General features: G+C 57.3%; 22 protein-coding genes. 9 read left to right on the top strand and 13 right to left on the bottom strand.

What is annotated here, in order from left to right:
- Positions 1-53 precede the first annotated feature (53 nt).
- From RHM56_RS07850 to RHM56_RS07840, 3 genes are read right to left on the bottom strand one after another with little or no spacing between them, the layout of a single operon-like run.
- Positions 54-587, bottom strand: coding sequence for a DUF2937 family protein (locus RHM56_RS07850; protein WP_322240190.1), 534 nt, complete (start codon positions 585-587; stop codon positions 54-56).
- Positions 588-599: 12 nt separating this feature from the next.
- Positions 600-1376, bottom strand: a complete 777-nt coding sequence (locus tag RHM56_RS07845) for a class II glutamine amidotransferase (protein WP_322240188.1) — start codon at positions 1374-1376, stop codon at positions 600-602.
- Positions 1377-1412: 36 nt separating this feature from the next.
- The gene (locus RHM56_RS07840; protein ID WP_322240186.1) at positions 1413-1907 is read right to left on the bottom strand and encodes an MFS transporter; all 495 of its coding nucleotides are present in this window, start codon (positions 1905-1907) and stop codon (positions 1413-1415) included.
- Positions 1908-2007: 100 nt separating this feature from the next.
- Here RHM56_RS07840 and RHM56_RS07835 point away from each other — a divergent pair, with 100 nt between their 5' ends.
- Positions 2008-4053, top strand: a complete 2046-nt coding sequence (locus tag RHM56_RS07835) for a S9 family peptidase (RefSeq protein WP_322240184.1) — start codon at positions 2008-2010, stop codon at positions 4051-4053.
- 182 nt (positions 4054-4235) lie between these two features.
- On the opposite strand, the gene RHM56_RS07830 is transcribed toward RHM56_RS07835, so the two are convergent.
- A complete protein-coding gene (locus RHM56_RS07830) occupies positions 4236-4529 on the bottom strand; it encodes a hypothetical protein (RefSeq protein ID WP_322240182.1) in 294 nt (97 codons plus the stop codon).
- 82 nt (positions 4530-4611) lie between these two features.
- Between RHM56_RS07830 and RHM56_RS07825 the strand changes: the two genes are divergently transcribed.
- From RHM56_RS07825 to RHM56_RS07815, 3 genes are all read left to right on the top strand, one after another.
- Positions 4612-5298 carry a spermidine synthase gene (locus RHM56_RS07825; RefSeq protein WP_322240180.1) on the top strand — a complete coding sequence of 229 codons (687 nt, stop codon included), beginning with the start codon at positions 4612-4614 and terminating at the stop codon, positions 5296-5298.
- A 52-nt stretch (positions 5299-5350) separates the two neighbouring features.
- Positions 5351-5725 carry a YajD family HNH nuclease gene (locus RHM56_RS07820; protein ID WP_019410529.1) on the top strand — a complete coding sequence of 125 codons (375 nt, stop codon included), beginning with the start codon at positions 5351-5353 and terminating at the stop codon, positions 5723-5725.
- A 124-nt stretch (positions 5726-5849) separates the two neighbouring features.
- Positions 5850-6320 (top strand): RNA methyltransferase, encoded by a 471-nt coding sequence (locus RHM56_RS07815; RefSeq protein WP_322240178.1) that lies wholly within the window; start codon positions 5850-5852, stop codon positions 6318-6320.
- Here RHM56_RS07815 and RHM56_RS07810 read toward each other — a convergent pair.
- The 8 genes from RHM56_RS07810 to RHM56_RS07775 form a co-directional block, all read right to left on the bottom strand.
- Positions 6317-7366 (bottom strand): AI-2E family transporter, encoded by a 1050-nt coding sequence (locus RHM56_RS07810; RefSeq protein WP_322240176.1) that lies wholly within the window; start codon positions 7364-7366, stop codon positions 6317-6319. The two genes, RHM56_RS07815 and RHM56_RS07810, sit on opposite strands and share 4 nt — an antisense overlap.
- 74 nt (positions 7367-7440) lie before the next feature.
- Positions 7441-8259, bottom strand: a complete 819-nt coding sequence (locus RHM56_RS07805; RefSeq protein ID WP_322240174.1) for a DUF4892 domain-containing protein — start codon at positions 8257-8259, stop codon at positions 7441-7443.
- Between the two features lie 112 nt (positions 8260-8371).
- Positions 8372-9226 carry an alpha/beta hydrolase gene (locus tag RHM56_RS07800; protein ID WP_322240172.1) on the bottom strand — a complete coding sequence of 285 codons (855 nt, stop codon included), beginning with the start codon at positions 9224-9226 and terminating at the stop codon, positions 8372-8374.
- Between the two features lie 12 nt (positions 9227-9238).
- Positions 9239-10039: an alpha/beta hydrolase gene (locus RHM56_RS07795; protein WP_322240170.1), complete on the bottom strand. Its 801-nt coding sequence runs from the start codon at positions 10037-10039 to the stop codon at positions 9239-9241.
- Between the two features lie 109 nt (positions 10040-10148).
- Positions 10149-10592 carry a hotdog fold thioesterase gene (locus RHM56_RS07790; RefSeq protein ID WP_322240168.1) on the bottom strand — a complete coding sequence of 148 codons (444 nt, stop codon included), beginning with the start codon at positions 10590-10592 and terminating at the stop codon, positions 10149-10151.
- A 195-nt stretch (positions 10593-10787) separates the two neighbouring features.
- Positions 10788-11240 carry a phosphohistidine phosphatase SixA gene (gene sixA, locus RHM56_RS07785; protein ID WP_322240166.1) on the bottom strand — a complete coding sequence of 151 codons (453 nt, stop codon included), beginning with the start codon at positions 11238-11240 and terminating at the stop codon, positions 10788-10790.
- Positions 11237-11569, bottom strand: coding sequence for a DUF4389 domain-containing protein (locus tag RHM56_RS07780; protein ID WP_322240164.1), 333 nt, complete (start codon positions 11567-11569; stop codon positions 11237-11239). The genes sixA and RHM56_RS07780 overlap by 4 nt, the downstream gene beginning before the upstream one ends.
- Before the next feature lie 19 nt (positions 11570-11588).
- Positions 11589-12614 carry an NAD(P)H-dependent glycerol-3-phosphate dehydrogenase gene (locus RHM56_RS07775; RefSeq protein WP_322240162.1) on the bottom strand — a complete coding sequence of 342 codons (1026 nt, stop codon included), beginning with the start codon at positions 12612-12614 and terminating at the stop codon, positions 11589-11591.
- A 369-nt stretch (positions 12615-12983) separates the two neighbouring features.
- Here RHM56_RS07775 and RHM56_RS07770 point away from each other — a divergent pair, with 369 nt between their 5' ends.
- From RHM56_RS07770 to RHM56_RS07750, 5 genes are all read left to right on the top strand, one after another.
- Positions 12984-14882: an ATP-binding protein gene (locus RHM56_RS07770; RefSeq protein ID WP_322240160.1), complete on the top strand. Its 1899-nt coding sequence runs from the start codon at positions 12984-12986 to the stop codon at positions 14880-14882.
- Positions 14883-15130: 248 nt separating this feature from the next.
- Complete coding sequence (gene fabA, locus RHM56_RS07765; RefSeq protein ID WP_017529299.1) at positions 15131-15646, top strand: 3-hydroxyacyl-[acyl-carrier-protein] dehydratase FabA; 516 nt, start codon at positions 15131-15133, stop codon at positions 15644-15646.
- A gap of 11 nt (positions 15647-15657) precedes the next feature.
- Positions 15658-16878, top strand: a complete 1221-nt coding sequence (fabB, locus tag RHM56_RS07760; protein ID WP_322240156.1) for a beta-ketoacyl-ACP synthase I — start codon at positions 15658-15660, stop codon at positions 16876-16878.
- Between the two features lie 126 nt (positions 16879-17004).
- Positions 17005-17421: an OsmC family protein gene (locus tag RHM56_RS07755; protein WP_322240153.1), complete on the top strand. Its 417-nt coding sequence runs from the start codon at positions 17005-17007 to the stop codon at positions 17419-17421.
- A gap of 57 nt (positions 17422-17478) precedes the next feature.
- Positions 17479-18339, top strand: a complete 861-nt coding sequence (locus RHM56_RS07750) for a pirin family protein (protein ID WP_322240151.1) — start codon at positions 17479-17481, stop codon at positions 18337-18339.
- Position 18340: 1 nt separating this feature from the next.
- On the opposite strand, the gene RHM56_RS07745 is transcribed toward RHM56_RS07750, so the two are convergent.
- Entirely contained in the window at positions 18341-19660 is a 1320-nt protein-coding gene (locus RHM56_RS07745; protein ID WP_322240150.1) for a Na+/H+ antiporter family protein, read from the bottom strand.
- Positions 19661-19927: the final 267 nt, after the last annotated feature.

Genomic DNA, 19927 nt, shown 5'->3' with positions numbered 1-19927 from the left:
GCGCACAGACGCCTCGGCTTGGGCGAGTCCATGTAATTACAGGCAGGTGTTTTTCAGCTGTTGCGTTCACGCCGGGCGATACGCTCGCGTTGGCGCTTACCGCCCAGCACAACCCAGTCCACCAGTCGGAAGAAGCCTTCGATGATGAACGAAAACAGCAATGCCCCGGCCATTGCCCAGCCTATGGCCGAAGGCGATAGCAGCACTTGGTAGGTGTAGGCGTTGAGGGTTTCTTGTCGGATGTCCGGGTCAGCGGCGTAGGCCACTTGCAGCGCACGGAGGTACCACGGGCCTTGCATGGCCTGGAATTGAGCGTCGAGCAAACGCTGGCGATTGAGCAAGGTGCTCAGGCTGTTGGCATCGCTGCGAAAGACCGGGTCATCACTGGCCTGATAATGCGCAACCAGCGCTTGCAAGTCGCCCTTGAAAAACTGATTGGCGGTGTTCTGGAAACCGGCAAGCCCGGTTTGCGCCTCGATCAGGTGAGCTTCAACGCGGTTGGCGTAATCGTTGATAAACCCCGGCACTTGCACGCCGAGCAACAACCCCAATGTAAACAGCACCAACCGCAGGTAGCTCAGCCACATACACGCCTTTCCTTATTCGGTTGAACCCTGGCGGACGCATTCTCCGCGTCGCCACAGGCTCCATTGGCCAGGCTCGTAGCGAGTCCAGGTTTCGTTTTCAGTCAGCGGCTCGGTGGCAATCACAGTCACCACGTCATTGGGGGTGGTTTCTGACTGAAAATCGACGATAACGTCGACATCTTTCAACCGAGCGGGGCCAAACGGTGCGCGCCGGGTGATTTGCGCCAGCTTGGTCGAGCAGTAGCAAAATAGCCATTCGCCATCACTGAGTAAGCAGTTGAAGACACCTTTGCTGCGGAATTCGGCGCAGGCCTTAACCAGTACCGGCAGGATGTGCTCGACATCCACCGGCTCAGGAAACGCCTCACGCACGCGATTGAGCAAATCACAGAACGCCGCTTCGCTGTCGGTATCGCCTACCGGGCGATAAAAACGCGTGCTGGGTGAGAAGTCTGCCAATTGGCCGTTATGTGCGAAGCACCAGTTGCGCCCCCATAACTCGCGGACAAATGGGTGAGTGTTGGACAAGCACACTTTGCCCACGTTGGCCTGACGAATATGGCCAATGACGACTTCGCTTTTGATCGGATAACGCTGCACCAACAACGCGACTTCGGAATCACAACTGGCGCCAGGATCCTGAAACAAACGCAGGCCACGGCCCTCGTAGAAGGCGATACCCCAGCCATCGCGGTGCGGGCCGGTACGCCCGCCACGCTGCATCAGGCCAGTAAAACTGAACACAATATCGGTCGGGACGTTGGCGCTCATGCCCAATAATTCACACACGCTCGCACTCTCGCATTCAAGCTCAACGAAAAAAGATTACACCCGTGGTTCAACCCGCGACGGACCTGCTGGACGTGGCGCGGCCGGACGACCATAGCGGTCATCACCGGCCGAACCGAACGGCTGGTCGTCTTCAGGGTCAATACGGCGGGTTTGTTCTGCTGCTGCGGTTTGCGCCAGACGCGCCTTGCGCGCACGTTCAATGGGCCAACGAATCAGCACAAACAGCGCATACACGCAAAACGCGATGATGGTGTACATCAACAGGTCAGACACCGCACGCCACGCGTTATTACCCACCTTGAACGCAAGGTCCAGGGCCGTAATGGCCAGCGCAGGGGCGAATTGCTCTTTGACCGGGTCAATGATGGTCGGGCTGAGCAGCAGCACCGCCATAAGCACGCGTAATGGCTCACGCAACCAACGCCACATGAAACGGGTCAGGCGGCACCATACGAGCAGGCAGCCTAAAGCGGCGAAGGCGTAAAAGCCCCAGGCGATCAGATAGTCGTTCTCGGTCATGGTATCCATGGTCGGCAGGCAATGAGGCGCTATGATAACGGCTTTTCGAGAGTGCGGCTGCACCGCCGTCAGCGCCACTTCTATTCATGCAGGTTTCAGAGATCGCTCAATGACCGAATCAGCCTACGCAAACAGCGCCCCTATCGCACGCAAGGTCGAGGGTTCTGACCCCTACTCATGGTTACAAAACCGCGATAGCAAAGAGGTTTTGGACTACCTGACTGCGGAAAACACCTACCAGGAAGCTCAATTGGCCGATCAGGCCGAGCTGCGTGAGACGCTGTTTCAAGAGATCAAGGGCCGAATTCGCGAGACAGATTTGTCACTGCCCTCCCCTTGGGGCCCGTATTTGTATTACACCCGCACCAATGCCGGTGACGAGTACCCGCGCCATTACCGCTGCCCGCGGCCGGCCGATGACAGTCAGCACGTCGACGAAAATGCCGAGCAATTGCTGCTGGACCCTAACGTTCTGGCTGACGGCGGCTTTATTTCATTGGGTGCGTTCAGCATCAGCCCGGATCACCAGCGTTTGGCCTATAGCCTGGACACCAGCGGCGAAGAGACTTATCGCCTGTTCGTGAAAGAGTTGAACAACGGCGCGGTGACTGAACTGCCCTTTGAAGACTGTGATGGCAGCATGACGTGGGCCAATGACAGTCAGACGCTGTTTTTCGCGGAACTGGACGAGACCCATCGTCCGCACAAGCTGTTTCGCCACACGCTGAGTGAAACGGCGGCACATGAGGTGTTTCATGAGGCCGATGGACGATTTTTTCTACATTGCTACCGCTCAAGCTCAGAGCGTCAACTGATTCTGTTGCTCAACAGCAAAACCACCAGCGAAACCTGGGTACTGGACGCCGATCAGCCGCAACAGGCATTCACTTGCCTGGCGCCGCGGGTTGAGGGCCACGATTACAGCGTCGACCATGGCCTGTACGAAGGGCAATGGGCATGGTTTATTCGCACCAATCAGGACGGCATCAACTTTGCGCTGTATTACGCGTTGGGTGACGCCCCGCAGTGTGATGACTGGCAGCGCCTGATCGCCCACGACGACAGCGTGATGCTTGAAGGCCTCAGCCTGAACGCCAACGCGTTGTGCCTGAGCCTGCGCGAAGGCGGCCTGCCAATCATTGAGATTCGTCCTAATGGTTTACCGGCATACCGCGTGCAACTTCCAGACGCAGCCTACAGCTTGTATGTGCAAGACAGCCTGGAGTTTCACAGCGAGCACATTCGCCTGCGTTACGAATCGCTGAACCGCCCGGCACAGGTGCGCCAATTGACGCTGACCAATGGCGAGCAAACGGTACTCAAGGAAACCCCGGTGCTTGGACCGTTCAATGCCGATGACTACATTAGCCAGCGCTTGTGGGCGACCGCGCCTGACGGGACTCAAGTGCCGATCAGCCTGGTGGTGAAGCGTGAGGCGCTGGGTAAACCGACACCACTGTATCTGTATGGCTACGGCGCCTATGGCGAAAGCCTTGATCCGTGGTTTTCCCATGCCCGCCTGAGTTTGCTGGAGCGCGGCGTGGCGTTTGCCATTGCACATGTTCGTGGCGGCGGTGAGTTGGGCGAAGCCTGGTACCGCGCGGGCAAGCAAGAGCACAAACACAACACGTTCAGCGATTTTATTGCCTGTGCTGAACACTTGATCGACAAGGGCCTGACCCGCAGCGATCAGTTGGTGATCAGTGGCGGCAGCGCGGGCGGCCTGTTGATCGGCGCCGTGCTCAATCAGCGTCCAGAACTGTTCGGGGCCGCAATTGCCGAAGTACCGTTTGTCGATGTGCTCAACACCATGCTCGACCCTGAGTTGCCGCTGACAGTCACCGAATACGACGAATGGGGCAACCCGCAAGAGCCTGACGTGTATGAGCGGATCAAGGCGTACGCACCCTATGAAAATGTAACCGCGCAGGCGTACCCGGCGATGCTGGTGATTGCCGGCTACAACGACAGTCGCGTGCAATATTGGGAAGCGGCCAAGTGGGTGGCCAAGCTGCGCGCCACCAAGACTGACGACCACTTATTGTTGCTCAAGACCGAGCTGGACGCAGGGCATGGCGGCATGAGCGGGCGTTACCAGGGCCTGCGCGACGTCGCGCTGGAATACGCGTTTGTGTTCAAGGTATTGGGAATTTAACCCCCCACGTAGCAGTTGCCGAGTTCCGCGAGGCTACGTCCGGCGACGCAGTCGTCGTAAATACGCCCTCGCGGATTTCCAGTTAGATCTGGCTCTCAGCATTTACGATCGCTTCGCAATCGGACGTAGCCTCGCGGAACTCGGCAACTGCTACGCATACGTTGAATAAAGTGCCAGCAGGGTCACTCCGACATTGGCTTAACTTTCGAATCTTTCGGCTCAAGCCCCGGCAGCGGTTGATCTTTGGGGGGCGGCTGCGGCAGGTCGATCGGCGGCAGCGGGACCTGACTGCTCCCGGCAACGGGCTTTGGCACCGCGCGCGGGGTAATCTGCGGGTATGGGGTGGGCGTCGCAGTACCCGGCGAGCCCGGCGCAGGGGTCACGGGGACGCTAGGAATTGAGGTTAATTCCGCTGCCTGGGTTGCACTTATCGAGAGCGCCCCCCACACAATGGCCGTTAGAATAGTGCGTTTCATCAATCACTCCGTTGCCAGACGGCTTATCTGCCATCAGGCTACTCGTAACCAGCTGTTTTTGTCCCATTTCTATGAGATTTCCATGAAACGTTTTGTTTTGCTCGACACCACCCCGATCCCCGAAAACGGCGGTGCCTTGTGCCTGTTCGAGTATGGCGAAGACTTCGTGATCAAGATTCAGGGCGGTGACGGCGGCCAACTGATGAACACTCGCATGCATGGCTCCGAAGATGCCTTGGCCGAGATTCCGTGCCGTAAAGTCGCCGGTCGCCCGCAATCGCGGGTGTTGATTGGCGGCTTGGGCATGGGGTTTACCCTGGCCTCGGCGCTCAAGCATTTGGGCAAGACCGCCGAAGTGGTGGTCGCCGAGCTGGTGCCAGGCGTTGTGGAGTGGAATCGCGGCCCGCTGGGCGAAAAAGCCGGCAACCCGCTGCAAGACCCGCGCACCGTGATCCGCATGGAAGACGTGGCCAAGGTGCTGCAAGCCGAGCCCAACGGCTTTGATGCGATTATGCTCGACGTCGACAACGGCCCTGAAGGCCTGACCCAAAAAGCCAATAGCTGGCTGTACTCGGCTGGTGGCTTGAGTGCTTGTGCCAAGGCGCTGCGCCCCAAAGGTGTACTGGCGGTGTGGTCGGCCAGTGCTGACAAACAGTTTTCGGACAAGCTGCGCAAAGCCGGCTTTAAAGCCGAAGAGGTCCAGGTGTTCGCCCACGGCAACAAGGGCACGCGCCACACGATCTGGATTGCTGAAAAAATCAAAGGCTGATCAACAGCTAAACTTCACGACATAACCGTCATTCGTCTTAAAGGTGAACCCCATGAGTTCAGCGAACCCACCGTCCCACACCGCCAAGCTGGACCGCATCCTGGCCGATGCCCAGCGTGATCGTGAAATGGGCTACCGCGACAAAGCCCTGAGAATGTACCCGCACGTGTGTGGCCGCTGCGCCCGCGAGTTTGCTGGCAAGCGCCTGAGCGAGCTGACCGTTCACCACCGTGACCACAACCACGACAACAACCCGCAGGACGGCTCCAACTGGGAGCTGCTGTGCCTGTACTGCCACGACAACGAGCACTCGCGTTACACCGACCAGCAGTACTTCTCGGACAGCTCGACCAGCAGCCCGAAAGTGGCCAAGGCGACGCATAACCCGTTTGCCGCGCTGGCCGGGCTGATGAAGAAAGACGACTAAGTCACCGGTTCGTGCAGGAGCGAGCTTGCCTCTTGATCTTTAAAAAGATCAAGAGATCGCGAGGCAAGCTCGCTCCTGCAGGGGTGCTGGTATACTCGCGTCTTTTTCTGAAGGGCACCGGCACGTGGCAAACAAACGGTACAGCTGCATTGGCTTGTATAACCCCAAATCACCGGAAAACGTCGGCTCGGTGATGCGTGCGGCTGGTTGCTACAACGTGGCGTCGGTGTTTTACACGGGGAAACGCTATGAACGCGCCCGCGATTTCATCACCGACACCAAGAAGATCCATCAGGATATTCCGCTGATTGGTATCGACGACCTGAAAAAAATTATCCCGCTGGGCTGCATCCCGGTCGCCGTTGAGCTGGTCGAGGGCGCACGCTCTTTGCCGGAATACACACACCCGGATCGAGCGATTTACATCTTTGGCCCAGAAGATGGCTCTCTGGATAAAGAGATTCTGGACTGGTGCGAAGATGTGATTTACATCCCGACCAATGGCTGCATGAACCTGGCAGCCACGGTCAATGTGGTGCTTTACGACCGTATGGCCAAGGGCAATAACACCCGCTCCGGGCCAAAGTTCGGCTAGACCTTGTCTTTGTTCTGCTGGCTGGCGCTCCAGTCGACCAGCAGGCTGTAGGCGATGGCGAGCAAGGTGGGGCCGATAAACAGGCCGATGAAACCAAAAGCTATCAGCCCACCAAACACACCGAGCAACACGATCACCAGCGGCAGGTTGCCGCCCCGGCTGATCAGGTAAGGTTTGAGCACGTTGTCGACACCGCTGATGATCAGCGTGCCCCAGATACCAAGGAAAATCGCCATCCCGTAGTCGCCCTTCCAGGCCAGCCAGGCCGTGGCCGGGATCCAGATCAGTGGCGGCCCCATGGGTATCAGGCTGAGCAGGAAAGTGGCCAGTCCAAGCACCAGCGCACCCGGTACACCGGCAATCAAAAAGCCGATCAGCGCCAGCAAGGCTTGCGCCGCAGCCGTACCGATCACCCCGTTAACCACGCGCTGAACCGTACCCGCTACCAGTTCTTGATAATAATCAGCACGCTCGCCGATCAGCCGCACCAGCAGCCCGTGGACGAAGGTCGCCAGGCGCGGGCCATCACGGTAGAAAAAGAACACAAAGACAATGCTCAGCGTCAGTTCAAGAATGCCGCCACCAATTTGCGCACTGCGGGCCAGCAGCCAGTTGCCCACCTGCCCCAGATAAGGTTTGACGGCCAGGATCATGGCCGCGCCCTGCTCATCGATGGTGTTCCACATGCCCACTAAACGCTCACCGACCAACGGGATACCCGCCAGCCAGGTCGGCGCCTCGGGCAAGCCTTCGAGCTGCACGTCTTTGACGAATGTGGTGGCGTCACGCACATGGTCTGCCAGGTTAAAGCCCAGCCACACCAGTGGCCCGGCCACCAGCAACATCCAGCCAAGGGTCAGGATGCTCGCCGCCAGCGACTCACGCCCGTTGAGCCAGCGTGTTAAAAGACGCATCAGGGGCCAACTGGCGAACGCCAGCACAGCCCCCCAGAACAAAGCCGACCAAAACGGTGCCATCACCCACAGGGTGGCGCCGAACAGCACCACGAGCAGGATCTGCACCAACAGGCGATCGTTATTGAGCATGTAGGTTCCGCAGACAATTGAAGGTTCGAAATGAGGCGACGACTACCCAGAGTGTAGCCGTCGTTTTGCAGGGTTTAGCGCAATAACTCGAGATGCAGGCCATTGGCTGGCTTGGTCCCCAGGTCCATGCGAGCGGCGCGCACACCGCCTTTGATCAAAGCATCACGCCAGGCTAATGCATTGGTGCCGGTCAAACTGACTCGGGAGGTGACATCAAGGTTCAATGCCCTGGCGATCAGGGTGACCCATTGTGCGTCCGGCTCACCCACCAGCTTGGGAAAGTCCAGCTCGCCCGTGTTTTTCAACTGGCGCTGCAAGGTCGCCGAGGTGGGCAGCAGCTCGCCTAAATCGGCACTCGCCTGAAGTTGTTCAACATGCAGGTAAGCTTTACGACCGCCCCGATTAATACCGTACAAGGCAACGAGCTGGTTGTGATCGGGAGCCGCTCGACGCAGCAACAAGTAGGTTTGCTGGTCGTCAGCGCCGACCAGTTTGGAGTTGCCGAACACTTCATTGGCCCACAGGCTGCTCTCGCCGCAATCACGGCCCTGGCACCAGAACAGCAAATCTGCGCCTTGTTTTTGCAACGCTTCACGAGCAGCCGTGAAGGCTTCAGTGGCCGTGTGTTCTGCAGGCAATTCGTAGGTGACGGCTGTGGTCTGACCGCGGGTGTTGACCTGCCCCTCGAAACGCAGGCGGCCACTGATTTTGCGGATCGAGCCCATCGGGTAAATCCGCTCGACGTCAGGTTGTACGGTGTAATCGACTATTTGCGCGTCGGCCAGCCGTGGCAGGTCCTTTAAGTCGTGGCTGCCAGGCACGTCGGCAGCCCATACCCAAGGGCCAAAACAGCTCAGGCCCAGCGCCAGAATAAAGCGATTAGGTATGTTCATCGGCGTCTCACGATAGAGACCGGATGGCCTTTCGGGGTCGCAGCGTTGCAGTGATCCATCATGGTTGTCTCCCATTTCAACCCGCCAAGCCTCGGCAGTTGGCCGCCGCAAGTCAAGGAACGGCGAAGAACCGATTGAAACAGTCTGCAACAAGGATTGCCCCCGCCTCGTCATTCAGGTGCAAATGATGGCCGCCAGCCAACCGGTTCAACGTAAAGGGTAGACGATCCAGCAACTCGGGATGGCTGGCCAGCATGCCCTGTTCTGCGACCACCAGGGTCGTCGGGCAACTGATCCGCCGAACGAAGGACATGGCCTGTTCATCGCTCAGGCGCAAGGGCGACGGTAATGTCAGGCGGCTGTCACTGCGCCAGCTGTAGCCGCCGGGTACGGGCATCAACCCGCGCTGGGCCAACAACTCGGCGGCTTCGCGACTGACCGCGACCATGCCTTTCATGCGCGCTTCTATCGCCCGATCAAGGGTCGGGTGCACCGACTTGCGCTTGTGCGCCAGACCGAGTTGCGCCTGCAAGGCCTGACCCATGCGCTCGGCCGTGTCGCCTTCAGGGCCGCTGCGCAGCACGATGCCGTCGATCAGCGCCAATTGGGTGACACGTTCAGGGAATGAGCCGGCCACGATCACCGAGACAATCGCGCCCAGCGAATGCCCCAGCAATGCAAAACGCTCCCACCCCAATTGCTCGGCGACGCACAGCACGTCGAAGGCGTAATCGGCCAGCGCGTACCCGGCGCCACGCGGTCGGTGATCGGAGTGACCATGGCCTGCAAAATCCAGCGCCACGATGCGCAGGCCGGACAGCTTGGGCGCCAGCCGCGCAAAGCTGTTGGCGTTGTCCAGCCAGCCGTGCAGGGCAATGACCGGCAATCCGTCTTCGGGACCAAATAGATGCGCGGCCAGTTCGATATGCGGCAGGCTCAGACGGACTTCTTCAACCACAGGGTTCATGCAGGGTGCTCTTCAGGGGCCGGGGTGATGCAGTTCCCAGCGGGCAAAAATGTGTTTGAGCAGGCTGGCGGTGTTTTGCGGCTGCTCCAGCGGGAACATGTGCCCGCCTGGCACACTCAGAGACTCACCGCGAGGCATACGCGCCACGGCCCGCGCATGATGGCGCATGACTACGCGGCTGTCTTGCCCACGAACCACAGTCAATGGCACCTGCAATTGAAAGATCCGTCCGGGACTGGTGTGGGGAACACCTCGGTAGATGTTGATTTCTGTAGCGGGGTCAAAACTCAGGCGTAAACGATCATCGACGGGCTGTAAGCCATGCTCCAGGTACGCCTCAAAGCAGTCCGGGTCGAAACTGCGAAACAGTGACTTGTCCGCGAAATACTCACGGGCCGCAGCACGATCCGCAAATTCTTCGCGCCGCCCCAACGTGCGGCCCGCCGGGGTCAGACGGTCGATAAAGCCAAAACGCTTGGCAGCACGAATCACCCATTGATCGGTGAGCGTCAATACCGGCGAGTCGAGCATGACCACACCTTTGTACAACTGCGGGCAACGCAATGCCGCGTGCAAGTGCAACATGCCGCCCAGCGAGTGGCCAACGCCCAGCACCGGTTCGGCTTGCTGTTGCAGGTGATAGATCAGTTCATCGACCAGGTTGTGCCAGTTATTGTCCACCGGGAAACGCGGATCATGCCCGTGCTGAGACAGCCGGGTGACGCTGAAATCCGGGGCCAGAGCGTCAAATAACTTGCCGTAGGTACCTGACGGGAAGCCATTGGCATGGGCGAAAAAAATCTGCCTAGACATACAAGGCGTCCATACATAGGAAATACGCCTTATTGTCTGTAGGAAGATTCACCATATCAACGACCGTATGCGCCATGAATGACGCCACTACGGCCATTGCACTGCCCAATCAACGTGCGGGCGGTGTTTCACCCAAGGGCACGACAGCGATGGTCAGCCTAGAAATGCAGTTGAGTTTGCCGTTGTCGTCCGTCAGGCGAATGTCCCACACATGGGTGGTACGCCCGATGTGAACCGGCCGTGCTATAGCGTTGACCCGGCCGCTGCGCACCGCGCGCAGATGATTCGCGTTGACTTCAAGCCCCACGCAATAGAATTTCTGTGTGTCGACACACATGTAACTGGCCATCGAGCCAAGGGTTTCGGCCAGCACAACCGAGGCGCCCCCATGCAACAAGCCGAACGGCTGATGAGTGCGGGAATCCACCACCATGCTGGCACTGATGGACTGGTCATCGAAAGCATCAAAGGTAATATCCAGCACGTCGCAGATGGTGTTTTTGCGCATCTCGTTGAGGTGCGCCAGATCTGGCTGGGTGGTCCACAAGCTCATGGGTCATTCCTTGCTCAGTGAGTGTTGATTGCCATTTTTTCGTAGGATTTTTGGCAACCTTGACCCAACTATCTTTCACTCACACCCGACTCTGCAACCGTTACTAAAAAACTGTAGTCGCTGCCGCAGGCTGCTATGTGGTTCGCAGGACGTTCGCTTTCTATTTCAGCGGCAGCGGCTACAACGGGTATTTTTCTACCGGGGGTGGCGCACACTGAGCAATTTCATGCTGCCAGCCAGCGGCCATTCCCCCTCAAGCTCGGCCAGGCTGGCCGTGTGCATTGGCTGGGGCTCACGCAGATGGCCAAATTGCAGCAGGCTGATCAAATCCCCAACAAACGGCTGATGTGTGACCAGCAATACATGGCCGCTGTCAGGCAATTTGCTCATGGCGTACTTCGGCTCGCTGTCGGGTGTCAGCCACGGCACGACGATGAGTTCAGAGGTGAAACCCAAAGCCTTGCGTACCAACTCAGCGGTTTGCTGAGCCCGCACATACGGGCTGACCAAGATGCTGTCCAGTGGCTCGCCGAGCATCTGTGCGGCGCTGTGCAACACTTGTTCCCGGCCATGGGCGGTCAGCTCGCGCTCGGCATCACGTCGGGCATGGGCCTGGGCTTCGCCGTGACGCAAGATCCAGAGTTTCATGGCTTGCTCTCGGTACCGTCAGCAGGCGCCACGTAAGGCGCCTCGCCCTCCGGGGCACGCGCAGCAGGCCAATCAGCAAAAGGCCACGGCTTTTGTTCGGTATGAAAGCTGCCAAAGCGCCCGATCTGGGCGAGATACAGGCTTAGGCTGTCACCGAAGTTCATGAGCCCGCCATTGGGTGCCCCGTAAGCCAAGCGATAAATCAATTGCACCAGCACCAGCGCGCCGAGCACGAATTGCGCGACTTGCCAAACCAGAAAAAAAACCAGCATCCACAACACGCGTAAAACAATGGACTCGTACTTGGGGGCGTTTTTGCTGTCACTCATGTGCTGCTCCTGTGCTGACTCAGTTGAAACCACTGGTGGAAATAAAGTCGACATCGGTCTTGGGCTCTGCGCGCATCAGCAGTTCGATCACCTGGTTGAGCGTGCGGCCTTCAAACAGGATCGCGTGCAGGCCCGCGACCAATGGCATGTAAACGTTCAGTTCCTGCGCCTTGGCCTTGAGCACCTTAAGGGTGTTCACGCCCTCGGCGACTTCGCCCAAACGGGCAACCGCGTCTTCCAGGCTCAAGCCTTGGCCGAGGGCAAACCCGACCTGATAGTTACGGCTTTTAGGCGACGAACAGGTGACGATCAAATCGCCTACGCCCGCCAAGCCAAGAAAAGTCATGGGATTGGCACCCTGGCTGACAGCAAAACGGGTCATTTCTGCCAAAGCACGGGTAATCAGCATGCTTTTGGTGTTTTCCCCCATACCCAGCGCAACGGCCATGCCAGCAATAATGGCGTACACATTTTTCAACGCCCCCCCCAATTCGACGCCGAATCGGTCAGCGCTGGCATAGACCCGGAACGTACGACCATGCAGCGCCGCCTGTACAGCGGTGCAGAGCGCCTCATCGGCGCTGGCAACCACGGTGGCCGTCAACGCATGCTCTGCCACTTCACGGGCCAGATTAGGGCCCGACAGCACGCCGATTCTGGCTTGAGGGGCGATTTCTTCAAGAATTTCGCTCATCAATTTAAAGCTGTGGGCTTCGATGCCTTTGGTCAGGCTGACCAGCATTTTGCCGCTCAAACGCTCGGCGTGGTCTGCCAGTACATTGCGCAAGGCGCTGGATGGCAGCGCCACAAAACACAGTTCGCAGCCATCGAGGGTCGCTTGCAGGTCGGTGACGGGCTCGACCCCCGGATGAATTTTGATGCCTTTGAGGTAACGCGGGTTTTCACGATTGAGGCGAATGGCCTCGGCTTGCTCGGGGTCACGCATCCACTGGTGCACACGATGGCCGTTTTCTGCCAGCAAGTTGGCCACGGCGGTGCCAAAGCTTCCGCCTCCCAAGACCGCAATAGCGTGCTGTTCAGTCATATGCAATCCCGTCATCCATCTAGCTGTGGCAATCGCGGCATTATACGGGGCGCATGCTCGACGACCAGCCCCAGCGCACTGCTGTTGCAGGATAGTTAAGACGGCGATTGCACACGTGATGATTGCGCGTGTTAAGTTTCCTTGCGCAGTGACTCGAGGGTGGGGCACCCCGCGGTTTTGAACGATTTAGCCGAAGAAAAGCGGGCTCTGACTGGCAAAGTATGAAAGCTCAGTTACCATGCCGCCTTGATTTCAACAGCCAAGGGCAGCTCAGCTGCGCACACGAATGACCCATCTCAAGTCAAGGATGACAGTACACATGGACAAAATGACGGCTGACATGTGCACAACTGAAGGGATTGCTCATTCATGACAGCACGTAGTCACTGGGATATTCACACCCGTACACAGATGATGAGCCTGGGGCCAGCGTTGTTGTTAACCCTGTTGCTCATCAGTTTTTTTACCTTCGTACGCATCCAGGACTTGCGTCAGGAACTGGATTACACGGGCCAATTGATTGCCAACCAACTCGCCCCAGCGACTGAATACGGGGTGATGTCCGGTAACGTTCAAATACTGGAATCCTTGATAAAAGCGTCACTGAATACGCCCCACGTCGAGTTCGTGCAGGTACAAGATCGCGCAGGCAATACGCTGGCTCAAGCCGAGCAACCGGCGTTTTCTCAGAACCATGCAACGCCCGTTGAAGTATTTCAGGCGCCCGTGCGATGGCAGAAAAGTACCTCTGGCGATGCTTTTTTAATGAGGAACAGCCAAGCCACTGTGCCAGAAGAAGATTATCTGGGCCGTGTATTGGTCGGCATGTCGAATGATGCATTCAGCAAGCGCCAGCAAGAGATCTTGCTCAAAGCAGTGATTCTCGCGCTGTTTGCATTGGGCTTCACCTTCCTGCTGGCCAGGCGCCTGGCCTCTAATCTGTCCAAACCCATCAGTGACATGAGCAAGGCGGTCAAGGCCATCCAGCAAGGCGATTACAAAGCGCTTTTGCCGGTGGTTGACGAGGGTGAACTGGGGAGTCTCGCGCAACACATCAATAATCTGGCCGAAGGCCTTGAGCAGGCCAGCCGTGAGCAACAGACCGCCATTGCTCAACTGATTCAAACCCGCGAAGAAGCCGAACGGGCCAACCGCGCTAAAACTGACTTTTTAGCGATGATGAGCCATGAGCTGCGCACCCCGATGAATGGCGTACTGGGGATGCTGCAATTGCTGGAAACCACCAGGATGACTGAGGAACAGGCGGAATATGCCGCCCTCGCCTGCGAATCCACTGAACACTTGCTCAAGGTGATCAACGATATTCTCGATTTTTCGCGCATCGAGCGTTCGACGCTGGAGCTGGAACACATTCCATTCAACCTTCTGGATTTGATCGACAACTGCGCCCAAGCCTTCCAGTTCAGTGCAGGTCAACGTGATTTGCTGTTGCAACTGACGATTCCCGACGATCTGAAGGTTTTACATGTGCTCGGCGACCCGACCCGGATACGCCAAATTCTGGTCAATCTGATCGGGAATGCCTTGAAGTTCACCGAGCGCGGCAGCGTCAGTATCGAAGCCCAATGGCAGCCACTGGATCACGAATTGATCTGGTTTACCTGCTCAGTGCGCGACAGCGGTATCGGGATCAGCACCGATAAGCTGGAGTCGATGTTTAATGCCTTCCAGCAAGCTGACAGCTCGATTTCACGGCGCTATGGCGGCACAGGCCTGGGCTTGCCCATCGCGCGTACGCTGGCCGAACGTATGGGCGGCAGGTTGCACGCCAAGAGTGAAGAAGCTCAGGGTTCGGTGTTCACCCTGGAGATTCCACTAGAGCTGCATCAGCCTGTGACGACCAGTAAAAGGCTGGCAGTCACGGCACAGCCGCTGAGTACTCAAGGCCGTAAAGTCTTGCTGGTAGAGGACAATCCGGTCAATCAGGCCGTTATTGAGGCAACGCTGAGAAGCCTGGGGTATGAAGTGTGCGTGGTCAGTGACGGCGCTCAAGCGATTCATCACGCCAATACTGCGCTCTACGCGGCGATTCTGATGGACTGCCGCTTACCTGTGATTGACGGTTACGAAGCCACCCGGCAAATCCGTCAGCTGGCAGGCTGTGTCACGGTGCCCATTATTGCCCTGACCGCCAACGCGTTGCAGGGCGATCGGGAAACCTGCCTGCAAGCCGGCATGAACGATTACCTTGCCAAGCCGTTCAAACGAGCGGAGTTGGAGCAGATTTTACAGCGCTGGGTCCTGTAACTTGTGGCTAATGAGGCACCTGCGACTGGCGTTAAACGCAAAAGTGCGGCAGTCTTAGGCACCCGAATGGGCCCCTGAACCGGCCCGATTTAAATTTTCAGTGCACAAGTGTACATTCCTGTCCTTTGCGCTGTGACTTTCACTACAACGCAATAGTCTATGTGTAGGCTGGCGAACTGGAACACCATGTTTCGGTTGGTCGGGAAGATTTGCCCCACCTTGCCACATGGGATTATTGAGGAGCTCGCATGACCAAACAAAACGCCTTTACTCGGGAAGATCTGCTGCGCTGTAGCCGCGGCGAACTGTTCGGCCCAGGTAACGCGCAACTGCCCGCCCCTAACATGCTGATGGTGGATCGCATCACCCATATCAGTGAAGAAGGCGGCAAGTACGGCAAAGGTGAATTGGTCGCCGAGCTGGATATCAATCCAGACCTGTGGTTCTTTGCCTGCCACTTTGAAGGCGATCCGGTAATGCCGGGCTGCCTGGGCCTTGACGCCATGTGGCAGTTGGTAGGTTTCTACCTGGGCTGGCAAGGTTTGCCTGGCCGCGGTCGTGCCTTGGGTTCGGGCGAAGTGAAGTTCTTTGGCCAGGTTTTGCCGACTGCCAAGAAAGTCACCTACAACATTCAAATCAAGCGCGTCCTCAAGGGCAAGCTGAACCTGGCCATTGCCGATGGTTCGGTCACTGTCGACGGTCGCGAGATTTATACTGCCGAAGGCCTTCGGGTCGGCGTATTTACTTCCACTGACAACTTTTAAGGGTTATCCGCATGCGCCGCGTCGTTATCACTGGTCTGGGCATCGTTTCGTGCCTGGGCAATGACAAAGAGACCGTCTCCGCTAACCTGCGTGCAAGTCGCCCTGGTATCCGATTCAACCCGGAATATGCCGAAATGGGTCTGCGTAGCCAGGTTTCCGGCTCCATTGACCTGAACCTCGAAGAGCTGATCGATCGCAAGATTTATCGTTTCGTTGGCCACGCAGCTGCTTACGCTTACTTGGCCATGAAAGACGCCATCACTGATTCGGGCCTGACCGAGGAGCAAGTCTCCAACACGCGTACCGGCCTGATCGCCGGTTCTGGCGGCGCGTCGACCTTGAACCAGATGGAAGCGCTCGACATCCTGCGCGAAAAAGGCGTGAAGCGCGTCGGCCCATACCGTGTAACGCGGACCATGAGCAGCACCGTTTCGGCTTGTCTGGCGACCCCGTTCAAAATCAAGGGCCTGAACTACTCCATCGCTTCTGCCTGCGCCACCAGTGCTCACTGCATCGGTAACGCCATGGAACAGATTCAGATGGGCAAACAGGACATCGTTTTCGCTGGCGGCGGTGAAGAAGAGCATTGGAGCCAATCGTTCCTGTTCGACGCCATGGGCGCTCTGTCCAGCAAGCGCAATGACACCCCGGAACAAGCTTCCCGTGCCTACGACGCCGACCGTGACGGTTTCGTCATCGCGGGTGGCGGCGGCATGGTAGTGGTCGAAGAGCTGGAACACGCTCTGGCCCGTGGCGCCAAGATCTACGCTGAAATCGTTGGCTACGGTGCAACGTCTGACGGCTACGACATGGTTGCACCGAGCGGCGAAGGCGCTATCCGCTGCATGCAGATGGCAATGTCGACAGTTGATGCGCCTATCGACTACATCAACACCCACGGCACCTCGACTCCGGTCGGCGACGTAGCCGAGATGAAAGGCATTCGTGAAGTCTTCGCAGACAAAGCGCCACCTATCAGCTCGACCAAAAGCCTGTCGGGTCACTCCTTGGGCGCCGCCGGTGTTCACGAAGCGATCTACTGCATGCTGATGATGGAAGGCAACTTCATTGCTGGCTCCGCCAACATTGATGAACTGGATCCGGCTGTTGCTGACATGCCAATCCTGACCAAGACGCGTGAAGATGCCACTATCAACACCGTTATGAGCAACAGCTTCGGTTTCGGTGGCACTAACGCCACGCTGGTTCTGAAGCGCTGGGAAGGCAAGTAAGCCCCCCGCCCGCTCAATAAAAATGCCCCGACCTGGTCGGGGCATTTTTTTTACCTCATGGAACGCACAACGCGCAGGGTGCTCTATAAAGATCAGGACCTTTATCACTCCACTCCGAGGTTTGCCATGACTGTTACCGTCAATACTGAGTCCCAAGAAGGTTTTCGTCACAGCATTAAAATCGACGATCACGAAGTGTTTACTGATCTACCCAAAACATTAGGTGGCGATGACTCCGCCCCAAGCCCGCATGATTACTTCGATGCCGCCCTAGGCGCCTGCAAGGCATTGACCCTCAAGCTGTATGCGAAAAAGAAAGACATCCCGCTCACGGGCGTCACGGTTGAAGTCAAACACGATGCCAGTGATGAGCAAAAAGGCAAGTATACGCTGCACGTCAAATTGACCCTCAAGGGCGTGTTGACGGACGCACAACGCCAAGAGTTGCATAACGTGGCGGACAAATGCCCCGTGCATAAATTGATGACCACCGCCGAAGTCAGCATCGAAACTCACTTGTCTGAAGGCGCGTTCAGCCAGTAATGCCGGGGCCGGAGCGTTGGGTTATGCTCAGCGCTCCTTCATTGCCAGGACAGGCCCATGCCTACATTCACCGTGATCAAACCACGCGCCGAGGATGTTGAAGGCCAACCTATCTTGCGCCCGCTGCCTTCTGCCAAATGCCGCAATGTCGGGCCCTTTGTATTTTTCGATCACATGCTGGCGACGCAATATCCACCCGGTCGCGGGATGAATATCCGACAGCATCCGCATATTGGCCTGTCCACCCTGACCTATCTGTTTGAAGGCCAACTGCAACACAAAGACAGTTTGGGCTCGGACCAGCAAGTTGGGCCCGGCGAAGTCAGCTGGATGACAGCCGGCGCGGCGATTGCCCACATTGAACGTACGCCCTCCTCGCTACTGGCACAGGGCTCGACTTTGCACGGGCTGCAGGTGTGGCTGGCTTCGCCAAAAGAACACGAGCAAGGTAAAGGGCTGTACAGCCACCACACAGCCGACAGCTTGCCCGTGATCGATAACCTGGGTGTAAGAATACGGTTGATTGCAGGATCAGGCTTTTGTCTGGAATCACCCGTACCAATCCTTTCACCTACGCTATATGCCGAAGTGCAGATGCAGACCGCCACGACCCTGCTTATTCCAGCCGAACATCAGGAGCGGGCGCTGTATGTGTTGCAAGGCGAAGCGCTGCTGGAAGACCAGCCCCTTGAACCCCTCAGCCTGGTGGTACTGCCGCGCGGGGAAGCGTTGACGTTGTGTGCCAAAAGTGACTGCCACGCGGTGCTGATCGGTGGCGCGCCACTGGATGGACCACGGCGCATGAACTGGAACTTCGTTGCCAGCGACCCCGCTCTGATTGAACAGGCCAGAACACGCTGGGCGGCAGGTGATTGGCCGACCGTCCCCGGAGAAGACGGTCGTATCGAATTGCCCTGATTTACAAGACCATCGCGGCGACCCAACCAAAAGCCAATAGCGGCAGGTTGTAGTGCAGGAACGTCGGGACCACGGTGTCCCAAATGTGATGGTGCTGGCCGTCAATGTTCAAGCCGGAAGTCGGGCCCAGGGTTGAGTCTGACGCAGGAGACCCCGCATCGCCCAAGGCGCCCGCCGTTCCGACGATGCAAACGATGGCCATCGGGCTGAAACCCAGTTGCACGCACAGCGGGACGAAAATCGCAGCCAGGATCGGCACTGTCGAAAACGAAGAACCAATGCCCATGGTGACCAGCAAGCCAACCAACAGCATCAGTAATGCACCTAAGCCTTTGCTGTGATTGATCCAGCCCGCAGAGGTTTCAACCAGTGATTTCACTTCGCCTGTGGCTTTCATGACTTCAGCAAAACCTGAGGCGGCAATCATGATGAAACCAATCATGGCCATCATTTTCATGCCTTCGGTGAACAGGTCATCCGTCTCGCGCCAACGCACAATGCCTGACACCGAGAAGATCAGAAAACCCGCCAACGCACCGATGATCATCGAGCCCAGCCATAGCTGAATAATGAACGCTGCGGCGATGGCAATCCCGGCCACCAGTAGGGTTATCGGGTTGTAGCTAATGCTGGTCTGCTCGACTTGCTCGATTTTGGCCAAGTCATAGTCGCGTTTTTTGCGATAGCTGATAAACACCGCTACCAACAGGCCAAACAGCATGCCTGATGCAGGAATTGCCATGGCATGGGTGACATTGACCTGGCTGATGTCCACGCCACTTTTACTGACGTTGGCGAGCAAGATCTGATTGAGGAAGATGTTGCCAAAACCCACAGGCAGGAACATGTAGGGCGTGATCAAGCCAAAGGTCATGACGCAGGCGATCAAGCGGCGGTCAATCTTCAGTTTGGTCAGTACATACAGCAGAGGCGGAACCAGCAAGGGAATAAAGGCGATGTGAATCGGCAAGATGTTTTGCGAACAAATGGCTACCACCAGCAGCAGACCAATCAATAGCCATTTGATCCGGTTGCCACCGACCGCCTGCTGTTTATTGACCATGACCAGTGCTTTATCAGCCAATGCATGCGCCAGCCCGGACTTGGCTATCGCTACCGCGAAGGCGCCCAGCATGGCGTAAGACAATGCAACCGTTGCCCCGCCGCCCAAGCCGCTGTTGAACGCATCGAGCGTTGCCTCGATGCTCAGCCCCCCGACGAGACCGCCGACGACGGCCCCTACAATCAGGGCGATAACCACATGCACACGGGACAAACTGAGCACCAACATGATGCCGACCGCGGCAATGACTGCATTCATCTTTACAACCTCATAGTGCGCATGACGATAAAAACACCGTAAAGCGGGAAATTCCGGGCAATAGGCTGCTATTCCAATCGCCGGATTTGGAAGGGAGGACTTATTTGAGGGCGCACACTTTGCAGCAGCATCGCCGCCTTGTCAAAGCACAAGCCTGCCGCTATCAACATCCATAAGGCAAACCGCTTTAACCCTAGTGTTTACAAGGCTTAAGCGTGATTTTTAAACGTGATTTTTCAGTTCTATTCGTAAAGAAATATGTCTGAC

This window comes from Pseudomonas sp. CCC3.1, assembly GCF_034347405.1.
Lineage (GTDB): Bacteria > Pseudomonadota > Gammaproteobacteria > Pseudomonadales > Pseudomonadaceae > Aquipseudomonas.
Note: the sequence above shows the minus strand (reverse complement) of the source record. Positions and strands in the feature narration are given on the sequence as shown.